Here is a 25,447-nt window from a genome sequence, read left to right as displayed (position 1 = left end):
CCGGACGGCTCTTCAGGTGGATCGGTCGGTTTCAGGTCTTCACGAGGTCGAGCAGCGCCGCCATGTCCAGGATCGCCATGCGGTCGGCGGCGATGGCCCTGACCAGCGGCCCGGCCTCCACCGGGGCTGAGCCGCGCGGCGGCACGATGTCGGCCACCCGCTCCACCTCCCGCACGCGCAAGGCCGCCGGACGGCCGGCGCCGGTGCGCAGCACGATGGCGTAGCCGGACGGGTCGGTCCCGGCATCGGCCCTGGACAGCAGGGCGGCGGATACACTGGCCGACGGGCCATTGCACAGCCGGTCGAGGTCGAACAGCCGCATCACCCGGCCGGCAACGGCGATCACCCCCAGCACGGCGGGCGGTGCCCCCGGCACGCGGGCCAGCCGCGGCATCGGCACGATATGGCCGAGATGGCGCAGCTCCAGCCCATAGTGCGTTTCGGCCCCACGGGCGACCAGCATCGGGATGCCGGTGCTCTCCTCCCCGTGGAGCTGCGGGATTTCGGCCAGATCCTCCGCCCGGCGGGCCAGAACGGCGTCGGCCCAGGGGCCGCGGCCGGCGAAGGTCGCCTCCAGGTCGGCGTTGCGGCGGGCCAGCTTCCTGTGCACCTCGTCCCAGTCGACGGCGGCTTGGGCGGCCGCACGGGCGGCGGCACGCTCGGGGGAGGCGCTTTCGAGGGCGGCGATCAGCGGTGCGGCCCCGGCTCCACTCCCTGCGCCGGCAAGCGTGTCGTCCATCAGCCCTCCTCACCGGTCAGCCAGAGGTCCAGCATGCCGCGCAGCTCCTGAACGGTCAGGCCGCCGCCCTCCGCCACCGCCTCGTCGTCGGGACGGCTCTCCAGCGCCTCGCGCGCATTGCGGAAATGGCGTTGCGCCGGGAGCAGCCGGCCGCGCCGCCAATAGGCCAGCGCCAGATGATAGTCGGCCAGAACGAATCGCGGGTCGAGATACAGCGCGCGCTTGAAGGCCGCCACCGGGTCGCCGACGCCCAGCTCCTCCTCCACCAGACCCAGCTGGTAATGGGCGCCGGGGTCGAGCCTGCTCGCCTCCACCCGGGCGAGACAGGCTTCCAGAACGGTCGAGCGCTCGTTGGTCTCGGCGGGGTCCGGCGGGGTCGGTGCGGCGGGAGGCGTCGCGGCCGGCGCGGACTTGCGGGCGCGCGGAGCGGGCGCGGCTTCCGGCGCCGGTCCGGTCGCACGGCGGGACTTGGGCTCGGGGGCCGGCGCCGCCGCTGCCGGACCGGGGGCCGGGCTGCGAACCGCCGCGGCCGGGGCCACCGCTTCGGCCTGCTTGCGGTAGAGGGTGGCGCCGGGGACCGAGACCGGAATGAACAGCTCGTTCATCTGCGGGCCGGCCTCGGCGTGGCCGACCACCAGCCAGCCGCCGTCGGCCAGCGCCTTGTGCAGGTTGCCCAGCAGCCGGTGCCGTGTCGCCTCGTCGAAATAGATCATGACGTTGCGGCACAGGATGATGTCGAAATGCCCGATCCCGTGCGGATAGGAGGGGATCTCGCCATCCACGAGGTTGAAGGGGAGGAAGCTGGTCCATTGCCGGTATTTCGGCTTCACCGACCACAGCTTGTCCTGGCGGTCGAAGCAGGCCTCCAGCGTTTCCGGCGACAGGCCGCGCACCGCCCAGTCGCCATAGGCGCCGCGCCGCGCCTGTTCCAGGAAGGCGCCGTTGATGTCGGTGCCGATGATGTGGACCTGCCATCCTTCCAGCTGGGCGGCGAAATGCTGCTTCAGCAGGATTTCGAGCGTGTAGGCCTCCGGACCGATGGAGCAACCGGCGCTCCAGATCCGCAGCAGGCGGCTCGACTGGTTGCGGCGCAGGCATTCGGGGATGGCGACGGCGCGCAGCGCGTCGAACTGCTCGATGTAGCGGAAGAAGAAGGTCTCCCCCACCGCCAGCTCGTTGATGAGGCCCTGATATTCGGCGCCGGTCGGACCCTCCGCCTCCAGCGCGGCGAGATAGCCGCCGACCGTGGTGATGCGGCCGAAGGGCAGCCGGCGGTTGATCCGCTCGGCGAAGGCGGCATCCTTGTCGGCGTAATAGGCGAGGCCGGTGGCGTCGATCACCATCGACTTCAGGCGCAGGAAATTCGGATCGCGGCGGATCGCCTCGATCCCGGCGGCGACGGCGTTCGGCATCATGCGGCACCGTCCGCGGAAGAGGCCGGGTCCTGAGCGTGCCGCCACTGCGCCAGCCTGCGTTCCGCCACGGCGCGGAAGGCGTCGAGCAGCCGGCCTTCCGCCTCGCTGAGCAGCCGGTCGGGGTCGAGCAGGGTCACGGTGCCGCCGCGGCCGGTCACCCGGTCCGGAAAGGCGCCGGCGGCACAGCCGTTGAAGGTCAGCGACGGGTCGGAGGGGGTGCGCTCGGCGGGATCGACCGCGGTGTCGCCATAAACCCGGTCGGCCAGCAGCGCCGCCGGCCGCCCCTGCCAGGTGACGAGAAACAGCGGCGAATAGAGGTTCGGCTCGGCGGCCCCGGCACCCTCGGCGGCCAGATCCAGCAGCACGTCCAGGCGCAGGACCGGCACCACCTCCCCCTGATAGCGGAAAACGCCCTCCACCGGCAGCGGCGCCGTCGGCAGCCGGTCGAGACGCGGCAACGGCAAAAAACGCCGCACGGACTCCACCGGCAGCGCCAGCGCCCGGCCGGCAACCGAAAACACGACGCAACGGAATGGCGACGGGGTGGAGACAGTTTGCGCTGGGTTTGGTGACATCCGTCCGTCGATGGTCTGGAATCCGACCGGGAACATGCCCCATCACGACCGGAATGCGAATTACGCCAATGGTTTACGCCGTAGGGCCTATGCCCCGGCCGTGATCGTCCCTGCCCTTTGCCGGATGGACCGGGCGGGCTACTCTGTTGCGGCAAGGATAAACCGGGACCAGGGAGAGAAGAGACGATGGCCGGCCGTTATTTCGAGGATTTCCGCATGGGCGACGTGATCGAATCGGAAGGGGCGACCCTGACCGACAGCCAGATCATGGATTTCGCCCAGCGCTTTGACCCGCAGCCCTTCCATATGGACGCGGCGGCGGCGGCCGACGGGCCGTTCCAGGGGCTGATCGCCAGCGGTTTCCACACCCTGTCGCTGACCTTCCGGCTGATCCGCGACACCGGCATCATCACCGGCACCAGCCTGGGCGGGTCCGGCATGGACGAGCTGCGCTGGCTGCGGCCGGTGCGGCCCGGCGACACCATCCGCGCCCGGGTGGAGGTGGTGGAGACCATCCCGTCGCGCCGCGGCGGACGCGGCACGGTGCGGCTGGCCTACACCACGGTGAACCAGCGCGGCGAGCCGGTGATGACCTGCATCATGAACCACATCATCGCCGGACGAAGCGGCCCGCAGACCGTCGAGGTCTGAACGCCGCCTTCAGGCCCGCGCGGCCAGGGTGCGGATCGCCAGCGCGGCGGCGGAGGCGCGGTTTTCCACCCCCAGCTTGGCGAAGACCTGTTCCAGGTGCTTGTTCACCGTGCGCGGGCTGATGCCCAGGATCTCGCCGATGTCGCGGTTCGGCTTGCCGTTGGCGATCCACAGCAGAACCTCCGCCTCGCGCGCGGTCAGGCCGAGCGCGTCGCGCAGGATCGCCTCCTGCCGGCCGGCGGTCGGCTCGCTGAGGCGGAACAGGTACTCGTCGGGGTTGGCCGGGCTGAGATAGGTGAATTCCAGCCGCCGCACGCCCTCGCCGTCCGGCAGCTCCAGCGTGAAGGTCTCCGCCGAGGCGCCAGGGGATGGGGATTGGCGCAGCCGGACCAGACCGGCGGCCAGGGAGGATGCCGCTTCCGGGCGCACGCCGTCGGGGCCGGGCAGCAGGCCGCAGAGCAGCCGCTCCGCCTGCGGGGTGCACCACAGCAGCCTGCCCTCCCCGTCCGTCGCCAGCAGAAAGCGGCCGGTGGCGTCGAGCGCCGCGCGGGCGCCGTAGGCGACGCGGGCGTTGGTCAGATGGACGCGGATGCGGGCGATCAGTTCGTCCACCACGATGGGCTTGGTGACGTAATCGACGCCGCCGGCCTCCAGCCCCTTCACCACATGCTCGGTATCGCTGAGGCCGGTCATGAAGATGACGGGGATGTGCGACAGGTGGGGGATCTGCTTCAGCCTCCGGCAGGTCTCGAAGCCGTCGAGGCCGGGCATCACCGCGTCCATCAGGATCAGGTCCGGGGTGATCTGGCCGACGAGGTCCAGCGCGCTCTCGCCGTCGACGGCGACCAGCACTGTCAGGTCGGCCTGTTCAATGGCCTCCGTCAGGAATCCCAGCGTGTCGGGGGTGTCGTCCACCACCAGGATCATGTCGCGGCGCTTCATCCCGTCACGGCCCCGTCTTCTTCCAGATCATTGTCGCTCTGCGCGGCGTCGCGCTGCGCCGCCGCCTCTTCCACCGCACGCATATAGCCTTTCAGGTCGAAGGCGCGCACCAGCGTTCGCAGCCGCTCGACGAATGGAAGAGCGGCGGCATCCTCCGCCTCGATCTCGCGCAGCTTGGCCTCGATCCCGCGAATATAGCCGATCCGGCCAAGCTGGCGCAGGTCGTCGAGATGACGCAGCGCCGACTCCGGCAGGTGATTGGACGGCGTTTGATTGGATTGCTCGGGTGCTTGATCGGCCGGCGCGGGCGGCGGGGCAAGCGGTTCCGCAGGCTTTTCCGCGGCATGGAGCCATTCCAGGCCGGTCAGCGCCTGCAAGCGGTCGAGCAGCGCGTGGATTTCGATGGGCTTGGCGACGAAGGCATCATGCGGCGCCCGGCCGTCGCCCGGTCCCTGCGCCTCGTAGGCGTTGGCGGAGACCATGATGATGCGGATGCGGTCGGCGAACTGGCGGCGCAGTTCCTCGGCCAGATCCCAGCCGCTCTCGCCGGGCATCGAGATGTCGAGCATGGCGACGTCGGGCTTGCACTGCGCCGCCAGCTCCAGGCAGGTCGCGGCGTCTGACGCGGTGAACAGCACGAATCCCAGCGGACGCAGGATGTCGGTCATCAGCGCCAGATGGTCGCGGTCGTCGTCGGCCAGCAGGATGGTGATCTGCGGCCCGGCATAGCCGGTGATGGCGCGGCGCTCCACCTGCTCGCCCGGCCGGTGCATCGCCTCCGACAGCAGCAGGCGGACGGTGAAGACGCTGCCCCGCCCGGCTTCGCTGCGCACGGCGATGTCGCCGCCCATGATCCGGGTCAGCACCCGCGTGATGGTCAGGCCGAGGCCGGTGCCGGCCACCGCCCGCACCGCCGCGCCCCGCCCGCGCTCGAACGGTTCGAAGACGCGGTCGAGGTCCTCCGCCCGGATGCCGATGCCGCTGTCGGCGATCTCGAACTCGGCGATCTGGCTGCGGTAGCGGACGGTCAGGGCGACATGGCCGCTCTCGGTGTATTTCACCGCGTTGGACAGCAGGTTGATGAGGATCTGACGCAGGATCTTGCTGTCGGTGTGGACCCAGACCGGCAGATGCGGCACGCGGGCATAGCGGAACTCCAGCCCCTTGGCCGAGGCCTGGATGCGGAACATGTCGGCCAACTGGTCGAGGAAGTCGATCAGCTGCACCTTGTCGCGGCTGAGCCGGCGCAGTCCCGATTCGATCTTGGAGATGTCGAGCAGCCCGTCGATCAGGTTCGACAGATGCTCCGCACTGCGGCGGATGACGCGGACGGCATCCTGCGGGCGCTGGGTGCTGTTGCTTTCCAGAAGCTGGGCATAGCCGGAGATGGCGTTGAGCGGCGCGCGAATCTCGTGGCTGACGCCGATGATGTAACGGCTCTTGGCGGCGTTCGCGGCCTCCGCCACCTCCTTGGCCTTCTGCAGGGCGGCGTCGGTGCGTTCGTGGGCGGCGATCTCGTCCATCAGCATGGCGGTCTGGCGGCCGCTCTCCTCCTCCGCCTTGCGGCGGCTTTCATGGGCCAGCACCAGCAGCCAGGCGGCGACGCCGGACAGGATGAACAGGCAGACGAAGACGGTGACCAGCGCGGTGTGGATCGCCGCCCGCTCCGCCGCGTCGGCATTGGCGTACTGGAAGTCGATGACCAGCAGCACCCCGCCCAGCACCAGCGAGAACAGCGTCATCACCCCGATGAAGTGGCCGGTGCGGGTGTGGACCCCGGCGGCCATGCGCCTGGGCAGGATCCGTTGCAGGCTGCGGGCGATCTGGTCGGCGAAGCGGCTGTCGGTCTTGCACAGATCGTGGCAGCGCGCCTCCAGCGTGCAGCAGAGTGAGCAGATCGGCGCGTCGTAGGCCGGGCAGAAGGCCATGTCCGGCCGCTCGAAGTGGTTCTCGCAGATCGAACAGCGGACGGTGGCGCCCTCGCCGGGCAGGGGATCGGACTTGCGGGCGATGTAAAAGCGCCCCCCCGTCCTCCAGGCGATCAGCGGGGCGGCGGCGAAGGCGACGACCAGCCCGATGAAGGGGGCCAGCGCCTGGGCCACCGGACCCAGCAGCCCGAAGAAGGCGGTGGTGGAGCACAGCACCGACAGGCCCATGGCGCCGGTGCCGACCGGGTTGATGTCGTAGAGGTGGGCGCGCTTGAACTCGATCCCCGGCGGGCTGAAACCCAGCGGCTTGTTGACGGCCAGATCGGCGGCGACCGCCCCCAGCCAGCCGACCGCGACGTTGGCGTAAAGGCCGAGGATGCTCTCGATCACGCCGAGGATGCCGATTTCCATCAGCAGCAGGGCCAGCAGCACGTTGAACACCAGCCAGACGACGCGGCCGGGGTGGCTGCGGGTCAGGCGGGAGAAGAAATTCGACCAGGCGATGGAGCCGGCATAGGCGTTGGTGACGTTGATCTTCATCTGGCAGACGACGACGAAGATGCCGGTCAGCGCCAGCGCCGCGACGGGGGAGCCGAACACGTCGAGAAAGGCCATGTGGTACATGCTGTTGGGCTGCACCGCATCCTCCACCGCCAGCCCATGCTTGATGGCGAGGAAGGCCAGCAGCGACCCCGCCGCCAGCTTCAGGCTGCCGATCACCACCCAGCCCGGCCCGCCGGCCAGCAGCGCCGTCCACCAGCGCACCTTGCCGATGCGGGACTGCGAGGGCAGGAAGCGCAGATAGTCCACCTGCTCGCCGATCTGCGGCAGAAGCGAGAGCAGGACCGAGGCGGCCATGCCGAAGGGCAGCAGCGACAACCCGCCGTCGGGGGCATAGACGCCGGGCAGCGAGGTCCATTGCGCCAGGGTTTCGCGGTCGAGCAGGAAGAAATAGGCCAGCGGCACGCATTGCAGCAGGATCCACACCGGCTGCGTCGCCCATTGCATGCGGCTGATGAAGCGGATGCCGTAGACGGCGATGGGGATCACCGCCAGCGAACTGATGACATGGGCGAGAGAGGCCGGGATGCCCAGCACCATGGTCAGCCCGGCCGACATGATGCTGGCCTCGATGGAAAACAGGATGAAGGTGAAGGAGGCGTAGACCAGCGAGGTGATGGTGGAACCGAGATAGCCGAAGCCGGCGCCGCGGGCCAGCAGGTCGATGTCCACCCCGGCCTTCGCCGCGTGATAGGTGATCGGCAGCCCGACCAGGATGCTGAGCAGCGCCACCGCCAGGATGGCGGCCATGGCGTTTTCGAAGCCGTAGGTCAGGGTGACGGCGGCGCCCAGCGCCTCGCAGGCCAGGAAGGAGATGGCGCCGAGCGCGGTGTTGGCGACGCGCCACGCGCTCCAGCGCCGCGCCCGCTCCGCCGTGTAGCGGAGCGCGTAGTCCTCCAGCGTCTGGTCGGCGGCGAGCTGGTTGTATTGCCGGCGTTCACGGACGATCCGTTGCCTCGCGCTCATGCCCGTCCGCCGTTCCCGCCCGTCGCCCCTGCCGGTCCGCATCGTCGGGAGTTTCCCGGCGCTTGGCAAGGTGCAAGCGCGTTGACAGCACCGGACCCGGCCTCTAGCTGTCGACCCCCACGACCCGGACAATCGCTGAAAGCCCAAGCATGACCGTCGAGCTTGTCGTTTGTGAAACCTGCCGCCGGCCGGAAGACCCGCCCGACGCCACTCGGCCGGGGGCGGAGCTGGTGGCGCTGATGGAGCAGGCGCTGGCCGAAGCTCCCGATCTGGCGGCGCTGGTGCGGCTGCGGCCGATGCGCTGCCTGATGAGCTGCCGGCGCCCTTGCGCCGTCGCCGTGCGCTCCGCCGCGCGGATGAGCTATGTGCTGGGCGACTTCGCCCCGGACGAGATGACGGTGGAGACGCTGACCGCCTACCTGCGCGCCTATGCCGCCACCGATGACGGGATCGTTCCGTTCAAGCAATGGCCGCAGGGCGTCAAGGGTCGTTTCGTTTCCCGACTCCCGCCGCTGGAGGAGCCGGACGGTCGGGTTTGACACATCGGGGCCGCGGTCCAATTATTGTTGGCAAGACCAACGATTTTCGCCCTTACGGGCGAGGAGGAGCGCCCGATGAAGGTCGACCCCGAGGTCCTGAACTGCGCCACCGGCCTGCTGCACATGGCACGAGAGGCGGAACGCTCCAACGGCTGGGAAGCCGGCGACCTGCTGCGCACCACGCTGCGTCTGCTGGTGGTTGCCGGCGCCGACGGCCATGGCTGGGACGCCGACGATCTGTCGGAGGAAGTCCGCGATCTGGTCGAGGCGGTGCGGACGACGAACGCGGACGATGGGGCGTTCGGGGGCGCGTTCGGGGATGGGGAGATGGTGGTGCATTGAGGGGGGCGCTTGTCCCTATTTGCCCCCTTAAACCTCTTGCCCCCTCCCTAACCCTCCCCCGCTCACGCGGGAGAGGGGACTGCCGCCGCTTCGCGATTCAGTTCACTCGGACAAGCTTCCTGCCCCATCTCCCGCGAAGCTCTCGCACAAAGCTTCGCTTTGTGCTGACGCGACAGGCGGACCGTAGGTCCGCTGAGAGCGGGGGAGGGATGAGGAGGGGGCATCAAGAGTAAACGCCAAACTCACCCCTCCGAAACCTCCGGGTTCAGCTGGATCAGCACCTTGTCGATGCGGCGGCCGTCCATGTCGACGACCTCGAAACGGATGCCGTTCCAGTGGAAATGCTCCGCCGCGGTCGGAACGTGACCGAAATGATCGAGAAGGAAGCCGGCGATGGTGTGGAAATCGCCCTCCCCCTTCATGTTCTTCACGCCGACCAGCGCCTCGATCTCCTCGACCGGGGTCATGCCGTCGACCAGCCAGCTGCCGTCCTCGCGCTGGACGGCGGCGGTGTCGCCTTCGTGGCTGCTGTCAGGCAGTTCGCCGGCGATCGCCTCCAGGATGTCGGTCATGGTGACCAGACCCTCGACGCTGCCGTACTCGTCCACCACCACCGCCATGTGGACGCTGGCCTGCTTGAACAGGTCGAGCAGGCGGAAGACCGGCGTGCCATCGTGGACGACCAGCGGCTGGACCATCGCCGCCCGGATGTCGAAGGAAACCCCCTTCAGCGACTGGTCGAGCAGCGCCTTGGCCGCGACGATGCCCTGCAGCTCGTCAACGTCGCCGCGGCAGACCGGGAAGCGGGAATAGCCGCTGTCGCAGATCTCGCGGCCGATGGCGTCGGGACTGTCGTCGATGTCGAGCCAGATCAGGTCGGGGCGCGGCGTCATGATCGACCGCACCGTGCGGTCGGACAGATGCATCACCCCCTCGATCATCTGGCGCTCGGCCGGCTCGAAGACGCCGCTCTGGGTGCCTTCGGCGATCAGGGTCTTGACCTCCTCCTCCGTCACCGTCTGCTCGCGCGAGGTCGGCAGGCGCAGAAGCTTCAGCACCGCGTCGCTCGACACGCCGAGAAGCCAGACCACCGGAGCCGACAGGCGCGACACCGTCCGCATCGGGGCGGCGACCATGGCGGCGATCCGCTCCGACGAGATCAGGGCGACGCGCTTTGGCACCAGTTCGCCGATGATGAGGGAGAAATAGGTGATGGCGGCGACCACCAGGGCGAACGCGACGGTGTGGCCGTAGGGGGCGATCCAGGCGACCTGCTCGTCCAGCACGCCGCCGAGCCGTTCGGCCAGGGTGGAGCCGCCATAGGCACCGGCAATGATGCCGGTCAGGCTGATGCCGACCTGCACGGTGGACAGGAAGCGGCTCGGATCCTCCGACAGCTCCAGCGCGGCGCGGGCGCCCGCGCCGCCTTTCTCCTCGGCCATCTGCTGAAGCCGGGCGCGGCGCGCCGACACCAGCGCCATCTCCGACATCGCGAAGAAGGCGTTGAGCAGGATCAGCAGGACGATGACCAACAGTTCCCAGATCATGGCGTTGTGCCCTTAGGGCGCTCCCTCAACCGATCAATTGTTGCGCCACGGCGACCGCCGCCTGCCCGAGACTGAGCAGGACGGCGGCGATGATGGCGATGGACAGAAGGCCGGCGATCAGGCCGGCCGAGACGAAGGCACCGTCGGATTCCATCAGCCCCAGCGCGATCAGCGCGATGGCGAAGGCGGGGGGCTGGTTTCCGAAAACGATGGGAAGGGACAGGATGCCGGCCAGAATCATCACCGCCAGCCCCAGCATCCGTTCGGCGGTGGGACCGGCCAGCGCCGGCATGCGTGGCCGCAGATGGCGCTCCACCCGCTCCACCCAGGGCTTGGCCCGGCGGATCACGCCCAGGAAGGCCTTGCGGTCGAAACTGGCCGCCAGCATGCGGCGCGGCAGCCAGGGGCCATGCCGGCCCAGCGCCATCTGGGCGCCGAGCAGGATCATCGGCACGCCGGTGGCGGTCGACAGGCCGGGAACCGGCAGCACGTTGGGAATGGAAAGGATCAGCAGCAGCGCGCCGAAGGCACGGTCGCCCAGCGCGTCCACAATCTCGCCCAGCGAGATTCGCGAAGATGTCTCGCCGAGAGAGATTCGAGAAGACGTCTCGCCTAGCGGGATGCGGGAGAGGGCGGCCGGATCGTTGGAAAGTGGATCGCCGGTGGCGGCGCCGCGCGTCAGGAAGTCGTCCAGCAGGTCCGAAACGCGCGCACAACTCCCTTCCGCACTGGGATGGGGTGCGTCGTACGACCTGGGGGACGACCCGGGAGGTCGATCTTTGCTCACGGCTCTCCCCGATGCCGGAAACGGGATCGGAGCGGGCCGGGCGAAGGATGGCAGGAACCCATGGACCTTTCGCGTCGCGGCGGTAGCGATCTCCCTTCTACAGGAAGGGCGGCAAAAGCGCCAGCGCCGGTTGAGGTCGGACCGCGGAACGGACAGCAGGGTGGCCCCTGCCCGTCCAGGCTATTGCCGCTTCTGCATGACGAAGGCCAGGCGCTTCGTCAGGTCGGCCTTCGAGACCGGTTTCACCAGATAGCCGGAGATGCCGTAGGCGATGGCGCGCTTCACCACATCCGCCTCGCGGTGGCCGGTCAGCACCAGCACCGGCAGGTCGGCCAGCGGGTTGCCGGTGGCGGTGCGCAGGGCGTGCAGCAGGTCCAGCCCGGTCATCCGCGGCATTTCCAGGTCGCAGATCGCCACGTCGACGTCCTCGCCGTTCTTGCGCAGGATGTCGAGCGCCTGGACGCCGTCCGCCGCCTCGAACACCGTCCGCAGCCCGATGTCGTGCAGCAGCCGGTAGATCAGCTTGCGGGTGAAGTCGTCGTCCTCGACCAGAAGCACACCGAGATCATGTATCGTCCGGACCTGGCGGGTCCGCCCACCTGCCTCCACCACCATGACGCTCTCCGCTCCGCCTGTGTTCACCCGGACGCTGGCCGCGCGACCGGACAACACAGTTTTCTGGATGTATTGTTGCGCAGTCGTTAACGGAATCGCCATTGCCGGACCGCGGACACCCGGATCCCGCCGACGGGGAATGGCAATCCGGCACGCAACGTCCTATCCTTGCCACCCGCCGCAAGGCCAGCCCTTCCGAACCGATCAGGACCGCTCCTCCCTTGACCCCGCCGCCCGCCGCCCCCCTGTCCCCCTTCGGCAGTTCGCCCGACGCGGCGATGCTCGCCGCCGTGGTGGAGGCCAGCGGCGGCGGCATCGCCGTGTCCGACGCCACCCTTCCCAACCACCCCATCGTCTATTGCAACCGCGCCTTCCTGAAAATGGTCGGCTATGCGGCCGACGAGGTGATCGGCCAGGACGGCAGCTTCCTGCAGGGGCCGGCCACCGATCCGGAGACGGCGGCGGCGATCCGCGCCGCGCTGGCCGAGGCGAGGCCACTGTCGGTGGAGGTGCTGAATTACCGCAAGGACGGCACCGCCTTCTGGAACGCGCTGAGCCTGCGGCCGGTGCCGGGGCCAGGGGGAGAGTCCGATGGGCGGGCGCGCTGGATCGCCGCCTCCTGCGCCGACGTCACCCACAGCCGCCGGTCGCAGGAGGAACTGCGCGCCGCCGAGGAGCAGCTGACCAAGCTGGCGGCCGAGACCTTCGCCCTGGCCGAAAAGCTGGACGGCGCGCGGGAGGAGGCGGAGGCCGCCCGCATCGCGGCGGAGAACGCCAGCCGCGCCAAGTCGCGCTTCCTGGCGATGATGAGCCACGAGCTGCGCACACCGATGACCGCGGTGATCGGCATGGGCGACCTGCTGATGGGCAGCGGGCTGAACGACCAGCAGAAGGCCTTCGTCAAGACGCTGCGCTCGTCGGCCGATACGCTGATGACGATCCTGAACGACGTGCTCGACTTCTCCAAGATCGAGGCGGGACAACTGACGCTGGAGGAGATCGACTTCTCGCTGCCCCGGCTGGTGGAGGACGTGGTCCAGCTGTTCCTGGTGCGGGCGGCGGCCAAGGGGCTGAGCCTGTCGGCCTCCATCGCCGAGGACACACCGCGCCACATCCGCGGCGATCCCACCCGGCTGCGGCAGGTGCTGTTCAATCTGGTGTCCAACGCCATCAAGTTCACCGACCGCGGCGCGATCGAGATCGCCGTGTGGTCGCCGGACCCTCCTGTCGGCCCGCCGGGGGACTTGGGCGCGCCAGGGGACTTGGGCGCGCCGGATGGCTCCGTGATCCTGCGGTTCGAGGTGCAGGATCACGGCATCGGCATGACGGCGGAGCAGCGCGCCCGCCTGTTCGACGCCTTCGTCCAGGCCGACGTGTCGACCAGCCGCAAATATGGCGGCACCGGGCTGGGGCTGGCGATCTGCAAGCGGCTGGTGGAGGCGATGGGCGGCGAGATCACCGTCTCCAGCGCGCCCGGCCGCGGCTCCACCTTCCGCTTCTCGATCCGCAGCCGGCTGGCGGAGGCGCAGCCGGCCGCCGACCTCGGTTCCCGGCCGGCCCTGTCGGCGGCGGAGATGCCGGAGCCGACGCGGGTGCCGCTGCGGCTTCTGCTGGCCGAGGACAACGACATCAACCGCATGCTGATCGTCGCCATGATGACCCGCATCGGCCACCAGATCGACGCGGTGACCGACGGGCGGGCGGCGCTGGCCGCGGTCACGGCGGCCGATTACGACGCGCTGATCCTGGACATGGAGATGCCGGTGCTGGACGGGCGGTCGACGGCGCGGGCGATCCGTCGGATGGACGGGCCGGTGGCGCGCATCCCCATCGTCGGGCTGTCGGCCGACGCCCTGCCGGAGCATCGCGACGGCCATATGGCGGCCGGGCTGGACGCCTATCTGACCAAGCCGATCGACTGGGAGCAGCTGAACGCCGTGCTGATCGATCTGGCGACGCGCCCGCAAGACGGGCGGGTGGTGCCGATGCCCAGCCGCCCAGCGGTGGAGGGCGGCCAGTTCTCGGCATTGCCGCTGGTCGACCGGGTCAAGCTGGCGGAGCTGCGACTGGCGCTGGGCGGCGAGGCGCTGGACGGCATGCTGCTGCTGCTGCCGGAGACGGCCCTGCGCGAGCTGACGGCGATCCGCTCCGCCCTGCAGGCCGGCCGGCCGAAGGAGCTGAAGCAGGCGGCCCACACGCTGACCGGGCTGGCCGCCAATTTCGGCGCCCCCCGCATGGCCGCCATCGCCCGCGCCATCAACGACAGCCCGGCCGACACCGAGAAGGTCGCGGCATTGCTGCCGCTTCTGGAAACCACCGTCGCTGCCACCAGCAGCCTGGTGCGCGACCCGGCAGAAAGTATCCCCTCTCCCCCCGGGGAGAGGGAGATTACGCGCGGTTGAGCGGCGCGGGATCGATCTGCTAGAGACTCCAGGGATGAAGAAAGCAACGCCGAAGCGGCGCGGCGGGTCGCCGCGCGTCACCCATCCCGACCAGTTCGATCTGCTCGACGTGCCCGAGCCGACGGCGGTGATGATCACCTATTCGGGCCGGACGGTGGATCTGGAGCGGCCGGACTTCGGCCCCTTCGACATCGAGGACATCGCCCGGCCGCTGGCCTACCAGTGCCGCTTCGTCGGCAATACCCAGCGCTTCTTCAGCGTGGCCCAGCACTGCGTCCTGGCCAGCCGGCTGGCGCCGCAGGGCTATGCCTACGACGCGCTGATGCATGACTGCGAGGAGGCCTTCACCGGCGACTGGCCGACGCCGTGGAAGGTGCGGATCGGCCGCGACGCCATCCGGCAGGCGGTGGAGCCGATCAAGAGCGCGCTCGCCCTGCGCTTCGGCTTCCGCCATCCGGAGCCGAAGGCGGTCAAGCTGGCCGACCAGCGGGCGCTGGCGACCGAGCTGCGCGACCTATGCGCGCCGCACCGCGTCAACTGGCGCGACCTGCCCGACCCGGACGAGGCGGCCATCGTGCCGCTCGGCCCGGAGGAGGCGCTGGCCGATTTCCTGGAGCATTACCGGCGGCTGAAGCCGGCCTGAGACCCCAGTCGGAATCAGGCGTGGCCGCCCTGCTCCGCCCGACGGCCACGGCCGCGCTTGGGCGCCGGCGCCGCGCCGGTGGAGGCCCCGTCGGCCTGCTGCTCGGCGCAGCGCTCGGCAAGCTCGCGGATGGCCGCGCGGATCTGCGGGTCGCGGATGCTCTGGAAATAGCGCGCCAGCATCAGCGCCTCGCGCGATTGCAGCGTGTTCTCCTGCTCCTCGCCGCCGGCCGCCGCCGGCATCTCGCCGCCCTCGCCCGCCTGCTGGCGGTTCTCCAGCCCTTCGAAGAAGACGGAGACGGGCACACGGAAGAACTGGCCCAGCTTGAACAGGCGGCTGGAGGACACGCGGTTGAAGCCGCGCTCGTACTTCTGCAATTGCTGGAAGGTCAGCCCCAACGCCGCGGCGACGTCGCTCTGGCTGAGGCCGGCGAGCATGCGCAGCTCCCGCAGGCGCTGGCCGACGAACACATCGACCTCGTTCAGGCCTTCCTTCTTTTCGCGCCCACGCCGTTTCATGGCTTTTCCCCTTCGATCCTGTACTGGCCCGCACTGGTCCCGGCAGCCGACTCCTCCCGCCGCCATCCGGAACGCCTACACTGGCGCCGAAGCTTAGGAACACGTCGCCGGGAAGACGAATCGGCCGGTCACGGGGACGGAATGCAACTCAGCTATGACCGCGACCTGCCGATGTCAACCGCCGCTGGACCAGTTACCTCTTTTGGGCAGGGCGGTTTTCGCGGGAATCAGCCGGTTGGTCATAGGACCGCACTCTTTTCGCGCATTGAGCGGTATCGTCCTACCCACAGTCGCGTCCGGCGGGCGGCTCCGCTCACGCCCGGAGCCGGCTGCGTCATTGTGACCCAAGGTTGCGAGCGAAGCCGTTGCACAGCCGCCGCAGGGCTGCAACATTTGCGGGGCACTAGGCATATTTTGCCGGGCGCCCGGCAAAAACTGCCGCCGATTAACCCTCTCTTCATCAAGACACCGCAGCATGCCCCAACATAGGCATGCCCGGCGCGGAACTTGCACAAACCGTCTCGCAATCGCGAAACGGAGACGTGTGGAGAGTATGCCGGGAAGATTTCCGATCGGGGACCGCGCGTGAACAACCTGCTGCAGACCTTGCGCAATCTCGGACCCGCACGCCTTGCGGCGATCGGCGGCGTCGGGCTGTTGCTGATCGGATTCTTCGTCTATCTGACCACCCGGCTGTCCACGCCGGAAATGGAACTGCTCTATTCCGACCTCCAGCAGTCGGAGGCGGCGGCCATCGCCAAGAAGCTGGAGGAGGCCAAGGTCCCCTACAGCGTCGACAAGTCTGGCTCCAAGATCACCGTCCCCGCCGATCAGGTTGGGCCGATGCGCATGCGCATGGCGGCCCAGGGCCTGCCGTCGGGCGGATCGGTGGGCTACGAGCTGTTCGACAAGGGCGAGGGGTTCGGCGCCACCAGCTTCATGCAGAACATCAACCACCTGCGCGCGCTGGAAGGCGAGATGGCGCGCACGGTGCAGACACTGAACGGCGTCATGCAGGCCCGCGTGCATCTGGTGCTGCCCAAGCGCGAGCTGTTCGCTCGCCAACAGAACCCGGCGACCGCCAGCGTCTTCCTGAAGCTGCGCCCCGGCGCCAAGCTGAGCCGCGAGAACATCCAGGCGATCCAGCAGCTGATCGCCGCCTCCGTCCCCAACCTGGATCCCAACCGCATCTCCATTGTCGACGACAAGGGCAACCTGCTGGCGCGCGGCACCGGCAGCGACACCGCCGAAGCGATGATGGCGAGCGCGGAGGAGAAGAAGCAGGCCTATGAGGGGCGGATGGCCCGCACCATCGAGGATCTGCTGGGCCGCACGCTGGGCTACGGCAAGGTCCGGGCGGAGGTGTCGGCCGACCTCGACTTCGACCGCATCACCACCCAGTCGGAGATCTTCGATCCGGAAAGCCAGGTCGTCCGCTCGACCCAGACCGTCAACGAATCGAACGAAAGCAGCGACCGCGACCCGCTGGCCCCGGTGACTGTGGACCAGAACCTGCCGACGGCCCAGGCCAGCAGCAGCGCCAGCCCGCTGTCCTCCAACAAGTCGTCCCGCGCCGAAGAGACGATCAACTACGAGATCACCAAGACCACCAAGTCCCATGTCCGCGAGGCGGGACAGGTGCGCCGCATGTCGGTCGCCGTGCTGGTCGACGGCACCTATCAGAACAACAAGGACGGCGCGCCGACCTACCAGCCGCGCAGCGAGCAGGAGATCGAGAGCATCAAGGCGCTGGTGCGGTCCGCCGTCGGGCTGGACGCCGTGCGCGGCGACTCGCTGGAAGTGGTGAACATGCGCTTCTGGTCGCCCGAGGACGACATCCAGAAGCCGGAAGAGCTGTTCATGGGCATGACCAAGGACGACCTGTTCCGCATCGCGGAGATGGTCGTGCTGGGCATCGTCGCCGTCCTCATCATCCTGCTGGTCATCCGCCCGCTGATCTCCCGCGCCTTCGAGAAGGCGGAGATGCAGGAGGAGGACGAGATGGACCGCCTGCTGACCGATCAGGCCGGCATGCCGGCCGCGCTCGCCGCCCCCACCGGCGCGCTGGCCCAGGATCTGGCGCTGGAAGCGGCGCAGGCCGACGAGGAACTGGAGCAGATGATCGACATCAACCGGGTGGAAGGCCGCGTCCGCGCGTCCTCCCTGCGCAAGGTCGGCGAGATCGTCGACAAGCATCCGGAAGAGGCGGTCTCCATCCTGCGCAACTGGCTGTATCAGGAGAGCTGAGCGATGCCGGCCTCCGTTTCCACTGAATTCGAGGAAGGAACGCGGCGATGAGCGTGCGCAAATTCCTCTTCGACGAGTCCTTCGACGTGGACGCCGTTCCCCGCATGACCCATGTGGAGGACGACGACCTGCTGCCCGAGGACGAGCTGTCGGCCCATCCGGAACCCGAGCCGGAGCCTGAACTGCCGCCTGCCCCGACCTTCGGCGAGGAGGAACTGGCCGCCGCCCGCGCCCAGGGCTACGAGGAGGGCATGGCCGCCGGCAAGTCCGAAGGGACCGCCGCCGGCTACGGCAAGGGCTTCACCGACGGCATGGCCGCCGGCCAGAACACCGGCTACGAGCGCGGCAAGACGGAGATCGAGGCGACGGTGAACAACCGCATCGCCAACGCCCTGTCGCAGATCGCCGACGGGGTGCAGCGGCTGCTGGCGGAGCGCGAGGCGGGCAACGCCGCGCGCGGCGAACAGCCGGTCCATCTGGCGCTGGCCATCGTCCGTAAGCTGCTGCCGGAATGGGCGCGGCGCGGCGGCATGGTCGAGGTCGAGGGCATGGTCCGCACCTGCCTGACCGACCTGATCGACGAGCCGCGGCTGGTCATCCGGGTGGCCGAGGACACGATGGGTCTGGTGCGCGACCATCTGGACGAAACGGTGGGCTCGCGCGGCTTCGGCGCCAAGCTGATGGTGATCGGCGACCCGTCGATCGCCCCCGGCGGCTGCCGCATCGAATGGGCCGAGGGCGGCATGGAGCGGGACACCGCCCAACTGCTGGCCGAAATCGAACGCCGCGCCGCGCACATGCTGGAGGCTCCGGCCCCCGTCTAAGGGGTGTCCGGAATGAAGGAGGTCCGAGACCGACATGCCGAGCGACAATTTCTCGCTGAACGATCTGCAGGGTGGCGATGGCGACGACTACGCCAGCCCCGGAATCACCAAGGATCTGGAGGCGGTGTACGACATCCCCGTCCAGATCTCCGCGGTGCTGGGCAAATCGACCATGCAGGTGGCGCAGCTGCTGAAGCTGGGCCGCGGCGCGGTGGTGGAGCTTGACCGCAAGGTCGGCGAGGCCATCGACATCTACGTCAACAACCGCCTGGTCGCCCGCGGCGAGGTGGTGGTGGTGGAAGACCGGCTGGGCGTGACCATGACGGAAATCATCAAGTCGGACCGGGGCTGATGGCGATTTCGTCCGACAGCGCCGCGTCCCGCGCGAAGGCCACCCCGGCCGGCGGTCCCCGTGCCGCCGCGGCCCAGGGCGAGCCGGCTGCCGCCCATACCGGCGCGACCGCGCCGGGGCGGAGCGTGCGGCTGCGCGGCGGGCTGGACGTGGCGACGCTGGTCGGGCTGGCCGCCGCCGCCGGGGTGATCCTGATCGCCATCACCACCGGCGGGTCGGCCCGCGCCTTCCTCGATCCGCCCTCGCTGCTGATCGTGCTGGGCGGAACGCTGGCGGTCACCACCGCCTCCTTCTCGCTGGGCGACGTGGCGGTGGCCTGGAGGAACGCGGCGGCGGTGCTGGTCCACCAGACGCTGGACCCCAAGGGCGTGGCCCGGCAGGTGATCCTGCTGGCCGAGGCCGCCCGCCGGGCCGGGCCGGAGACCCTGCGCAATGTCCTGCCGGAACTGCGCGGCGAACCCTTCCTGCACCGCAGCGTCACCCTGATCACCGAAGGGCTGCCGCCCGACGCCATCGAGCGGATGCTGACCGGCGAGGTCGAGGCGACCGCCGGCGGCCACGGCAAGAGCGCCGGCGTGCTGCGCCGCGCCTCGGAAGTGGCGCCGGCGATGGGGCTGATCGGCACGCTGGTCGGTCTGGTGCAGATGCTTGGCAGCCTGAGCGACCCGTCGGCCATCGGGCCGGCGATGGCGCTGGCTCTGCTGACGACCTTCTACGGGGCCGTGCTCGGCAACGTCGTCCTCGCCCCGCTCGCCGCCAAGGTGGAGCGGGCGGCGGAGGAGGACGCGCTGGTCAAGACCCTCTACACCATTGGCGCCGTGTCCATCGCGCGCCAGGAGAATCCGCGGCGTCTGGAGATGCTCCTGAACGCCGTCCTGCCGCCTGGAAAGCGGATCCAGTATTTCGACCGGGAAGCCCCGAGAGTGGGAGCGTAAGGCTATGCGTCTGCTGATCGTTGGAACGTTGGAAGGCTACATCACCGCCGCCGGCAAGATTGCCATGAAGCGGGGGGCCAAGGTGTCGCACACCGACAGCATCGAAGGGGCGCTGAACGCCTTGCGTGCCGCCGCCGGCGCCGATCTGGTGATGATCGACGTCAAGCTGGACATCGCCACCTTCATCGACAGCCTGAAGTCGGAGCGGATCACCATCCCGGTGGTCGCCTGCGGCATCGGCACCGATGCGGCCGCGGCCGTGCGCGCCATCCGCGCCGGCGCCAAGGAATACCTGCCGCTGCCGCCCAACGCCGAGCTGATCGCCGCGGTGCTGGAGGCGGTGGCCGAGGAAAGCCACTCCATCGTCTGCAGCGACCCGGCCATGCTGGCGACCCTGCGGCTGGCCGAGCAGGTGGCGCCCAGCGACGCCTCGGTCATGATCACCGGCGAGAGCGGCACCGGCAAGGAGCTGATGGCCCGCTTCATCCACCGCAAGAGCCGGCGGTCCAACGAACCGTTCGTCGCGGTGAACTGCGCCGCCATTCCGGAGAACCTGCTGGAATCGGAGCTGTTCGGGCATGAGAAGGGCGCCTTCACCGGCGCCGTTGCCCGGCGTCTCGGCAAGTTCGAGGAGGCCAACAACGGCACCCTGCTGCTGGACGAGCTGTCGGAGATGCATCCGCGCCTGCAGGCCAAGCTGCTGCGCGCTATCCAGGAAAAGGAGATCGACCGCATCGGCTCCAGCCAGCCGGTGAAGGTCAATGTCCGCCTGATCGCCACCTCCAACCGCAATCTGGAGGCGGAGGTCCGCTCCGGCAATTTCCGCGAGGATCTGTATTTCCGCCTGAATGTGTTCAGCGTGGCGATCCCCAGCTTGCGCGAACGCCCGGCCGACATCCCGATGATCGCCGAGCATTTCCTGAAGAAATACGCGGAGGCCAACGGGCTGGGCGACAAGCGCCTGACCGAGGACGCCATGCTGATGCTGAAGTCGCATCACTGGCGCGGCAACGTGCGCGAGTTGGAAAACACCATGCACCGCGCCGTCCTGCTGTCCCGTGGCGAAGAGGTCGGGCCGGAAGCGATCATGCTGACCAGCAAGCTGCTGGCCCCGGAAGGCAGCGCACAGGCCTCCATCCCCAGCGATTCGCCGGTCGCCAACCCGTTCGCCGGTCCCGGCGGCACCGTGCCGGCTGCGCCGTCCCAGCCGCAGCAGCCCTCCGCTCCGCTGGTGATGCCGCCGCAAGGCACTCTGCCGACCAGCTACGGCCCGCCGAAGGGCGGCAAGCCCGGCCCCTACGGCATGGCGGCCAACAGCAGCGCGGCGGCCACGGCCAGCGCCGGGACCAGCGGCGCCGGTCTGGCGGCGCTGATCGGCCGCACGGTGGCGGACGTCGAGCGCGACCTGATCCTGGAGACGCTGACCCACTGCCTGGGCAACCGCACCCATGCCGCCAACATCCTGGGCATCTCGATCCGCACGCTGCGCAACAAGCTGAAGCAGTATGGCGACGAGGGCCGCAGCGTGCCCACCCCGGGCAACGACGAGCGGGCGACGGCCTGACGGCCCGTCCGGTACGGAGCCTTGAGGGGCGGGAGCATCGATGGCGCTGACGGAGCAGAATAGCGGCGGGGGTGGGCCCGGTGGCGGGGGCGGCCCCGGCAACATGGCCGCCTTCGGCGAGATGTGGTCGGTCGCCAAATCGTCGCTGAAGCGCGGCGACGTGGCGATGGCCATCGGCATCCTGATCGTCGTGGTCGGGCTGATCATGCCGTTGCCCAGCGTCATGCTCGACATGATGCTGGGGCTGAACGTCACCATCTCCATCCTGATCCTGATGGTGGTGCTGTTCATCGAAAAGCCGCTTCAGCTGTCGTCCTACCCGACGATCCTGCTGATCACCACGCTGTTGCGCCTGTCGCTCAACATGGCGTCCACGCGCCTGATCCTGACGCATGGCCATGAGGGCACGTCGGCCGCCGGCCATGTGATCGAGGCCTTCGCCAGCCTGGTCATGGGCGGCGATTTCGTCATCGGCGTGATCATCTACGCCATCCTGACCATCGTGAACTTCAAGGTCATCACCGCCGGTTCGGGCCGCATCGCCGAAGTGGCGGCGCGCTTCACCCTGGACGCCATGCCCGGCAAGCAGATGGCCATCGACGCCGACCTGTCGGCCGGCATGATCGACGAGGGCACGGCCCGCGCCCGCCGCAAGGAGCTGGAGGACGAAAGCGCCTTCTTCGGCTCGATGGACGGTGCGTCGAAGTTCGTGAAGGGCGACGCCGTCGCCGGCTTGATGATCATGTTCATCAACATCCTCGGCGGCGTGACCATCGCGGTGCTGCGCCACGACATGCCGGTGATGACGGCGCTGGACACCTTCACCAAGCTGACCATCGGCGACGGTCTGGTGTCGCAGATCCCGGCGCTGGTGATCTCGATCTCCGCCGGCTTCCTGGTGTCGAAGGCCGGCATGGGCGGCTCGACCGACAAGGCGGTGGTCGGGCAGCTGACCGGCCACAGCCAGGCGCTGGCGCTGGCGGCCGGCGCCGTCGGCGTGCTGGCCCTGCTGCCGGGCATGCCGATCCTGACGCTGGCGCCGGTCATCGGCGCCGTGGGCTTCGCCGCCTGGTACATGCCGCGCCTGCGCGCGAAGAAGGACGCGGAAGAGGCCGCGGCGGCGGAGGAAGCGGCGGCGGCCGGCGGCGCGGGCGGCGGCATGCCTGGCGGCGGGCCGGCGCCGGACGAACCGATCTCCACCGCGCTGTCCATCGACCTGATCCGGCTGGAGCTGGGCTATGGCCTCTTGTCGCTGATCAACCAGCCGCAGGCGGGCAGCCACCGGCTGACCGACCAGATCAAGGGCCTGCGCCGGCAGATCGCCGGCGAGGTCGGCTTCGTCATGCCGGCGGTGCGCATCCAGGACAATCTGCAGCTTCCGCCCAACACCTACATCATCCGCGTGAAGGAGATCGAGGCCGGGCGCGGCGACATCCGGCCCAACATGCTGCTGGTGATGGACCCGCGCGGCGACGCCATGAGCCTGCCGGGCGAACAGACGGTGGAGCCAACCTTCGGCCTGCCCGCCATCTGGATCGAGCCCGGCTATCGCGAGGAGGCGCTGTTCAAGGGCTACACCGTGGTCGACCCGTCGACCGTGGTCACCACCCACCTGACCGAGCTGATCAAGGACAACATGCCGGAGCTGCTGTCCTTCACCGAGACGCAGAAGCTGCTGGACGAGACCGACAAGGAACACCAGAAGCTGATCGCCGATGTGGTGCCCAGCCAGATCACTGTGGGCGGTTTGCAACGGGTGTTGCAGAATCTCCTTGCCGAACGGGTCTCGATCCGAGATCTTCCCACCATATTGGAAGGGGTATCCGAAGCGACCAGCCAGACCCGCAGCATCACCCAGATCACCGAGCATGTGCGGTCCCGCCTTGCCCGGCAGATTTGCGACGCGAACACGAACGAGATGGGCTTCATCCCGCTCGTCACCCTGTCGCCCGAATGGGAGCAGGGGTTCGCCGAATCGTTGGTGGGCGACGGCGACGACCGGCAGCTGACGATGGCCCCGTCCCGCCTGCAGCAGTTCATCACCTCCGTCCGTCAAACCTTCGAGCGACATGCCATGATGGGCGAGAGCCCCGTACTGTTGACCAGCCCGCTGATCCGGCCCTTCGTCCGCTCCATCGTCGAGCGGTTCCGGCCGGCGACCGTGGTCATGTCGCAGAACGAGATCCACCCGAAGGCCCGCATCAAGACCCTGGGGCAGATCTGATGGTGCGTGCCGTTCCCCCCTCCTTAGCTGACGGAAGGCGCTGCCGATGCGGCTGAAGTCCTTCCATGCCAAGACCATGTCCGACGCCATGCGGATGGTGCGCCAGTCGCTGGGCGACGACGCCATCATCGTCGCCACGCGCGAGGAGGAAGGCGGCGGCGTGCGCGTCACGGCGGCGGTGGAAGAGGACGACCTGCCGCCGGCCCAATCCTCCGGCACCGCGCGCGGCGGCCGGGGCAAGGCGCCGCCGAAGCCGGTGGAACCCGAGATCGACGTGGGCGAGGTGGTGGCCGACGCCCTGCAGCGCCATGGCGTGCCGGCCGCGCTGGCCGAGCAGCTGATCGACGCGGCGTCCGGGCTGGACACCGAGGATCCGCGGCTGGCACTGGGCTCGGCGCTCGATTCCTTCTTCACCTTCAATCCGTTGCCTGACGGCCGGTCGCCGGTGAAGCCGTTGGCCCTGGTCGGCCCGCCGGGATCGGGCAAGACCCTGGTCGCGGCCAAGCTGGCGGCGCGGGCGGTCTTCCGCAAATGCTCGGTCGGCGTCATCACCACCGACACGGTGCGGGCCGGCGGTGTCGACCAGCTGGCCGCCTTCACCCGGCTGATGAAGCTGAAGCTGGCGACGGTGGAGGACCCCGACGCGCTGGCCGGCGCCTTCGAGGTGCATCGCCGCACCGACCTCGTGCTGGTCGACACCGCCGGGCGCAACCCGTTCGACGCCGAGGACATGCAGGATCTGCGCGCCATGCTGTCCGCCGGCGACGTCGAGCCGGTGCTGGTGCTGCCGGCCGGGCTGGACGCGATGGAGGCCGCCGACATGGCGCTCGCCTTCAAGGCGGTCGGCGTGCGGCGCATGCTGGTGACCCGGCTGGACATCGCCCGCCGGCTGGGCAGCGTCCTGGCGATTGCCGCGCGCGCCCGGCTGTCCTTCTGCGACGCCAGCATCTCGTCCAAGGTGGCGGAGGGGCTAACGGCGTTGAACCCGCTGGCGCTTGCCCGCATGATGATCCCGGCCGAGGAGAAGGCGCCCGCCGTCAAGGAGCCGGCGCCGCGCCGCGCCGCCCGCACCGCGGCGTGGGACGAGGACGACGACATCGGCGAAGGCGGCCAGCCGGATCATGAGCCGGACCATACGCCCGAGCGCAAGCCGAAGTTCGGACGGGGCTATGAGCCGGAGGACGACGGGCCGGAGATCGAACCGGCGCCACCGCCGCCACCACCGCGCAGGGCCGCCGCCGCCAAGCCGACGAAACCCGCAGCCCAGAAATCCGCAACCAAGGCTAAGGCCGCCAGTTCCCCCTCGTCGAGGACCCTGCCATGACCGATCCGGTGTTCCCGGCCGCCCTCAAGAACGTTCGCCCGCTGCGCGGCGCCAACGTCATCGCCGTGGCCAGCGGGAAGGGCGGCGTCGGCAAGACGTGGTTCTCCATCACGCTGAGCCACGCCCTGACCAAGGCGGGCATGAACACCCTGCTGTTCGACGGCGATCTGGGCCTCGCCAACGTCGACATCCAGCTGGGCTTCTCACCCAAGAACGATCTGGGCGCCGTCATCAACGGTGAGGTGACGCTGTCCAAGGCGGCGCAGCGCTTCCCCGACACCGGATTCGACATCATCGCCGGCCGGTCGGGATCAGGCACGCTGGCGCAGCTGCCGAGCCAGCGGCTGTCGTCCTTGCGCAACGACCTGCTGGAACTGGCGAAGAGCTATGACCGGGTGGTGATGGACATGGGCGCCGGCGTCGACCGCACGGTGCGCACCCTGTCGGGTCCGGCCGGCACCACGCTGGTGGTGACGACGGACGAGCCGACCTCGCTGACCGACGCCTATGCCTTCATCAAGCTGACCCACGCCACCAACCCGTCGGCAGATCTGCGGATCGTGGTGAACATGGCGCAGAGCGTGAAGGACGGCGAGCGCACCTACGGCACCATCCTGAAGGCCTGCCAGAACTTCCTGAAATACAAGCCGGCGCTGGCGGGCATCATCCGCCGCGACCTGAAGGTGCGCGACGCCATCCGCAACCAGACCCCGCTGCTGACCCGCTCGCCCTCCAGCGACGCGGCCCGCGACGTCGAGGCGATCGTGCAGCGGCTGCTCGCCAGCGCCAAGTAACGGCCGGGAGTAG

Annotated in this window: 22 protein-coding genes; 13 read left to right on the top strand and 9 right to left on the bottom strand. The window is 69.2% G+C overall.

The window, feature by feature from the left end:
- Positions 1 to 31: 31 nt before the first annotated feature.
- From M5E06_RS18945 to M5E06_RS18935, 3 genes are read right to left on the bottom strand one after another with little or no spacing between them, the layout of a single operon-like run.
- Entirely contained in the window at positions 32 to 739 is a 708-nt protein-coding gene (locus tag M5E06_RS18945) for a chemotaxis protein CheW (protein ID WP_252139531.1), read from the bottom strand.
- Positions 739 to 2,154: a CheR family methyltransferase gene (locus tag M5E06_RS18940; protein ID WP_252139530.1), complete on the bottom strand. Its 1,416-nt coding sequence runs from the start codon at positions 2,152 to 2,154 to the stop codon at positions 739 to 741. Before M5E06_RS18940 ends, M5E06_RS18945 begins: the two co-directional genes overlap by 1 nt.
- Complete coding sequence (locus M5E06_RS18935) at positions 2,151 to 2,675, bottom strand: chemotaxis protein CheW (RefSeq protein WP_252139529.1); 525 nt, start codon at positions 2,673 to 2,675, stop codon at positions 2,151 to 2,153. The genes M5E06_RS18940 and M5E06_RS18935 overlap by 4 nt, the downstream gene beginning before the upstream one ends.
- 240 nt (positions 2,676 to 2,915) lie before the next feature.
- On the opposite strand from M5E06_RS18935, the gene M5E06_RS18930 reads away from it, so the two are divergent.
- Positions 2,916 to 3,380, top strand: coding sequence for a MaoC family dehydratase (locus M5E06_RS18930; RefSeq protein WP_252139528.1), 465 nt, complete (start codon positions 2,916 to 2,918; stop codon positions 3,378 to 3,380).
- A 9-nt stretch (positions 3,381 to 3,389) separates the two neighbouring features.
- On the opposite strand, the gene M5E06_RS18925 is transcribed toward M5E06_RS18930, so the two are convergent.
- Positions 3,390 to 4,322, bottom strand: a complete 933-nt coding sequence (locus tag M5E06_RS18925; RefSeq protein WP_252139527.1) for a response regulator — start codon at positions 4,320 to 4,322, stop codon at positions 3,390 to 3,392.
- A complete protein-coding gene (locus tag M5E06_RS18920; protein WP_252139526.1) occupies positions 4,319 to 7,777 on the bottom strand; it encodes a hybrid sensor histidine kinase/response regulator in 3,459 nt (1,152 codons plus the stop codon). The genes M5E06_RS18925 and M5E06_RS18920 overlap by 4 nt, the downstream gene beginning before the upstream one ends.
- A 149-nt stretch (positions 7,778 to 7,926) precedes the next feature.
- On the opposite strand from M5E06_RS18920, the gene M5E06_RS18915 reads away from it, so the two are divergent.
- Together M5E06_RS18915 and M5E06_RS18910 are read left to right on the top strand one after the other, a co-directional pair.
- The gene (locus tag M5E06_RS18915) at positions 7,927 to 8,316 is read left to right on the top strand and encodes a DUF1636 domain-containing protein (RefSeq protein ID WP_252139525.1); all 390 of its coding nucleotides are present in this window, start codon (positions 7,927 to 7,929) and stop codon (positions 8,314 to 8,316) included.
- Between the two features lie 75 nt (positions 8,317 to 8,391).
- The gene (locus M5E06_RS18910; RefSeq protein ID WP_136703734.1) at positions 8,392 to 8,658 is read left to right on the top strand and encodes a hypothetical protein; all 267 of its coding nucleotides are present in this window, start codon (positions 8,392 to 8,394) and stop codon (positions 8,656 to 8,658) included.
- Between the two features lie 242 nt (positions 8,659 to 8,900).
- Here the strand turns inward: M5E06_RS18910 and M5E06_RS18905 are convergent, their stop codons facing one another.
- The 3 genes from M5E06_RS18905 to M5E06_RS18895 all read right to left on the bottom strand — a co-directional run bounded on the left by M5E06_RS18905 (position 8,901) and on the right by M5E06_RS18895 (position 11,661).
- The gene (locus tag M5E06_RS18905; protein WP_252139524.1) at positions 8,901 to 10,205 is read right to left on the bottom strand and encodes a hemolysin family protein; all 1,305 of its coding nucleotides are present in this window, start codon (positions 10,203 to 10,205) and stop codon (positions 8,901 to 8,903) included.
- 25 nt (positions 10,206 to 10,230) lie between these two features.
- Positions 10,231 to 10,992 (bottom strand): exopolysaccharide biosynthesis protein, encoded by a 762-nt coding sequence (locus M5E06_RS18900; RefSeq protein ID WP_252139523.1) that lies wholly within the window; start codon positions 10,990 to 10,992, stop codon positions 10,231 to 10,233.
- A gap of 180 nt (positions 10,993 to 11,172) precedes the next feature.
- Positions 11,173 to 11,661 carry a response regulator gene (locus tag M5E06_RS18895; RefSeq protein WP_252139522.1) on the bottom strand — a complete coding sequence of 163 codons (489 nt, stop codon included), beginning with the start codon at positions 11,659 to 11,661 and terminating at the stop codon, positions 11,173 to 11,175.
- 167 nt (positions 11,662 to 11,828) lie between these two features.
- Between M5E06_RS18895 and M5E06_RS18890 the strand changes: the two genes are divergently transcribed.
- Positions 11,829 to 14,009, top strand: a complete 2,181-nt coding sequence (locus tag M5E06_RS18890; RefSeq protein WP_252139521.1) for an ATP-binding protein — start codon at positions 11,829 to 11,831, stop codon at positions 14,007 to 14,009.
- Between the two features lie 34 nt (positions 14,010 to 14,043).
- Complete coding sequence (locus M5E06_RS18885; RefSeq protein ID WP_136703731.1) at positions 14,044 to 14,652, top strand: transcriptional regulator; 609 nt, start codon at positions 14,044 to 14,046, stop codon at positions 14,650 to 14,652.
- Between the two features lie 14 nt (positions 14,653 to 14,666).
- Here the strand turns inward: M5E06_RS18885 and M5E06_RS18880 are convergent, their stop codons facing one another.
- Positions 14,667 to 15,170 carry a helix-turn-helix domain-containing protein gene (locus tag M5E06_RS18880; protein ID WP_109149696.1) on the bottom strand — a complete coding sequence of 168 codons (504 nt, stop codon included), beginning with the start codon at positions 15,168 to 15,170 and terminating at the stop codon, positions 14,667 to 14,669.
- Between the two features lie 585 nt (positions 15,171 to 15,755).
- Here M5E06_RS18880 and fliF point away from each other — a divergent pair.
- Genes fliF through M5E06_RS18840 form a run of 8 tightly spaced genes read left to right on the top strand, consistent with a single transcriptional unit; the run spans position 15,756 to position 25,434 of the window.
- Positions 15,756 to 17,417: a flagellar basal-body MS-ring/collar protein FliF gene (gene fliF, locus M5E06_RS18875; protein WP_252139520.1), complete on the top strand. Its 1,662-nt coding sequence runs from the start codon at positions 15,756 to 15,758 to the stop codon at positions 17,415 to 17,417.
- 47 nt (positions 17,418 to 17,464) lie between these two features.
- Positions 17,465 to 18,241 carry a FliH/SctL family protein gene (locus M5E06_RS18870; RefSeq protein ID WP_252139519.1) on the top strand — a complete coding sequence of 259 codons (777 nt, stop codon included), beginning with the start codon at positions 17,465 to 17,467 and terminating at the stop codon, positions 18,239 to 18,241.
- 34 nt (positions 18,242 to 18,275) lie between these two features.
- Positions 18,276 to 18,593 carry a flagellar motor switch protein FliN gene (gene fliN / locus M5E06_RS18865; RefSeq protein ID WP_085083374.1) on the top strand — a complete coding sequence of 106 codons (318 nt, stop codon included), beginning with the start codon at positions 18,276 to 18,278 and terminating at the stop codon, positions 18,591 to 18,593.
- The gene (locus M5E06_RS18860) at positions 18,593 to 19,528 is read left to right on the top strand and encodes a motility protein A (protein WP_252139518.1); all 936 of its coding nucleotides are present in this window, start codon (positions 18,593 to 18,595) and stop codon (positions 19,526 to 19,528) included. Before fliN ends, M5E06_RS18860 begins: the two co-directional genes overlap by 1 nt.
- A 4-nt stretch (positions 19,529 to 19,532) precedes the next feature.
- Positions 19,533 to 21,092 (top strand): sigma-54-dependent transcriptional regulator, encoded by a 1,560-nt coding sequence (locus tag M5E06_RS18855; protein ID WP_252139517.1) that lies wholly within the window; start codon positions 19,533 to 19,535, stop codon positions 21,090 to 21,092.
- Positions 21,093 to 21,132: 40 nt separating this feature from the next.
- A complete protein-coding gene (gene flhA / locus M5E06_RS18850) occupies positions 21,133 to 23,316 on the top strand; it encodes a flagellar biosynthesis protein FlhA (protein ID WP_252139516.1) in 2,184 nt (727 codons plus the stop codon).
- 46 nt (positions 23,317 to 23,362) lie between these two features.
- The gene (locus tag M5E06_RS18845) at positions 23,363 to 24,640 is read left to right on the top strand and encodes a flagellar biosynthesis protein FlhF (RefSeq protein ID WP_252139515.1); all 1,278 of its coding nucleotides are present in this window, start codon (positions 23,363 to 23,365) and stop codon (positions 24,638 to 24,640) included.
- Entirely contained in the window at positions 24,637 to 25,434 is a 798-nt protein-coding gene (locus M5E06_RS18840; protein ID WP_252139514.1) for a MinD/ParA family protein, read from the top strand. The genes M5E06_RS18845 and M5E06_RS18840 overlap by 4 nt, the downstream gene beginning before the upstream one ends.
- Positions 25,435 to 25,447 lie beyond the last annotated feature (13 nt).

Origin of the sequence: Azospirillum sp. A1-3, assembly GCF_023806445.1 — a bacterium.
Classification (GTDB): domain Bacteria; phylum Pseudomonadota; class Alphaproteobacteria; order Azospirillales; family Azospirillaceae; genus Azospirillum.
The sequence above is the reverse complement of the archived record's forward strand: the minus strand, read 5'-3'. Positions and strand labels throughout refer to the sequence as shown.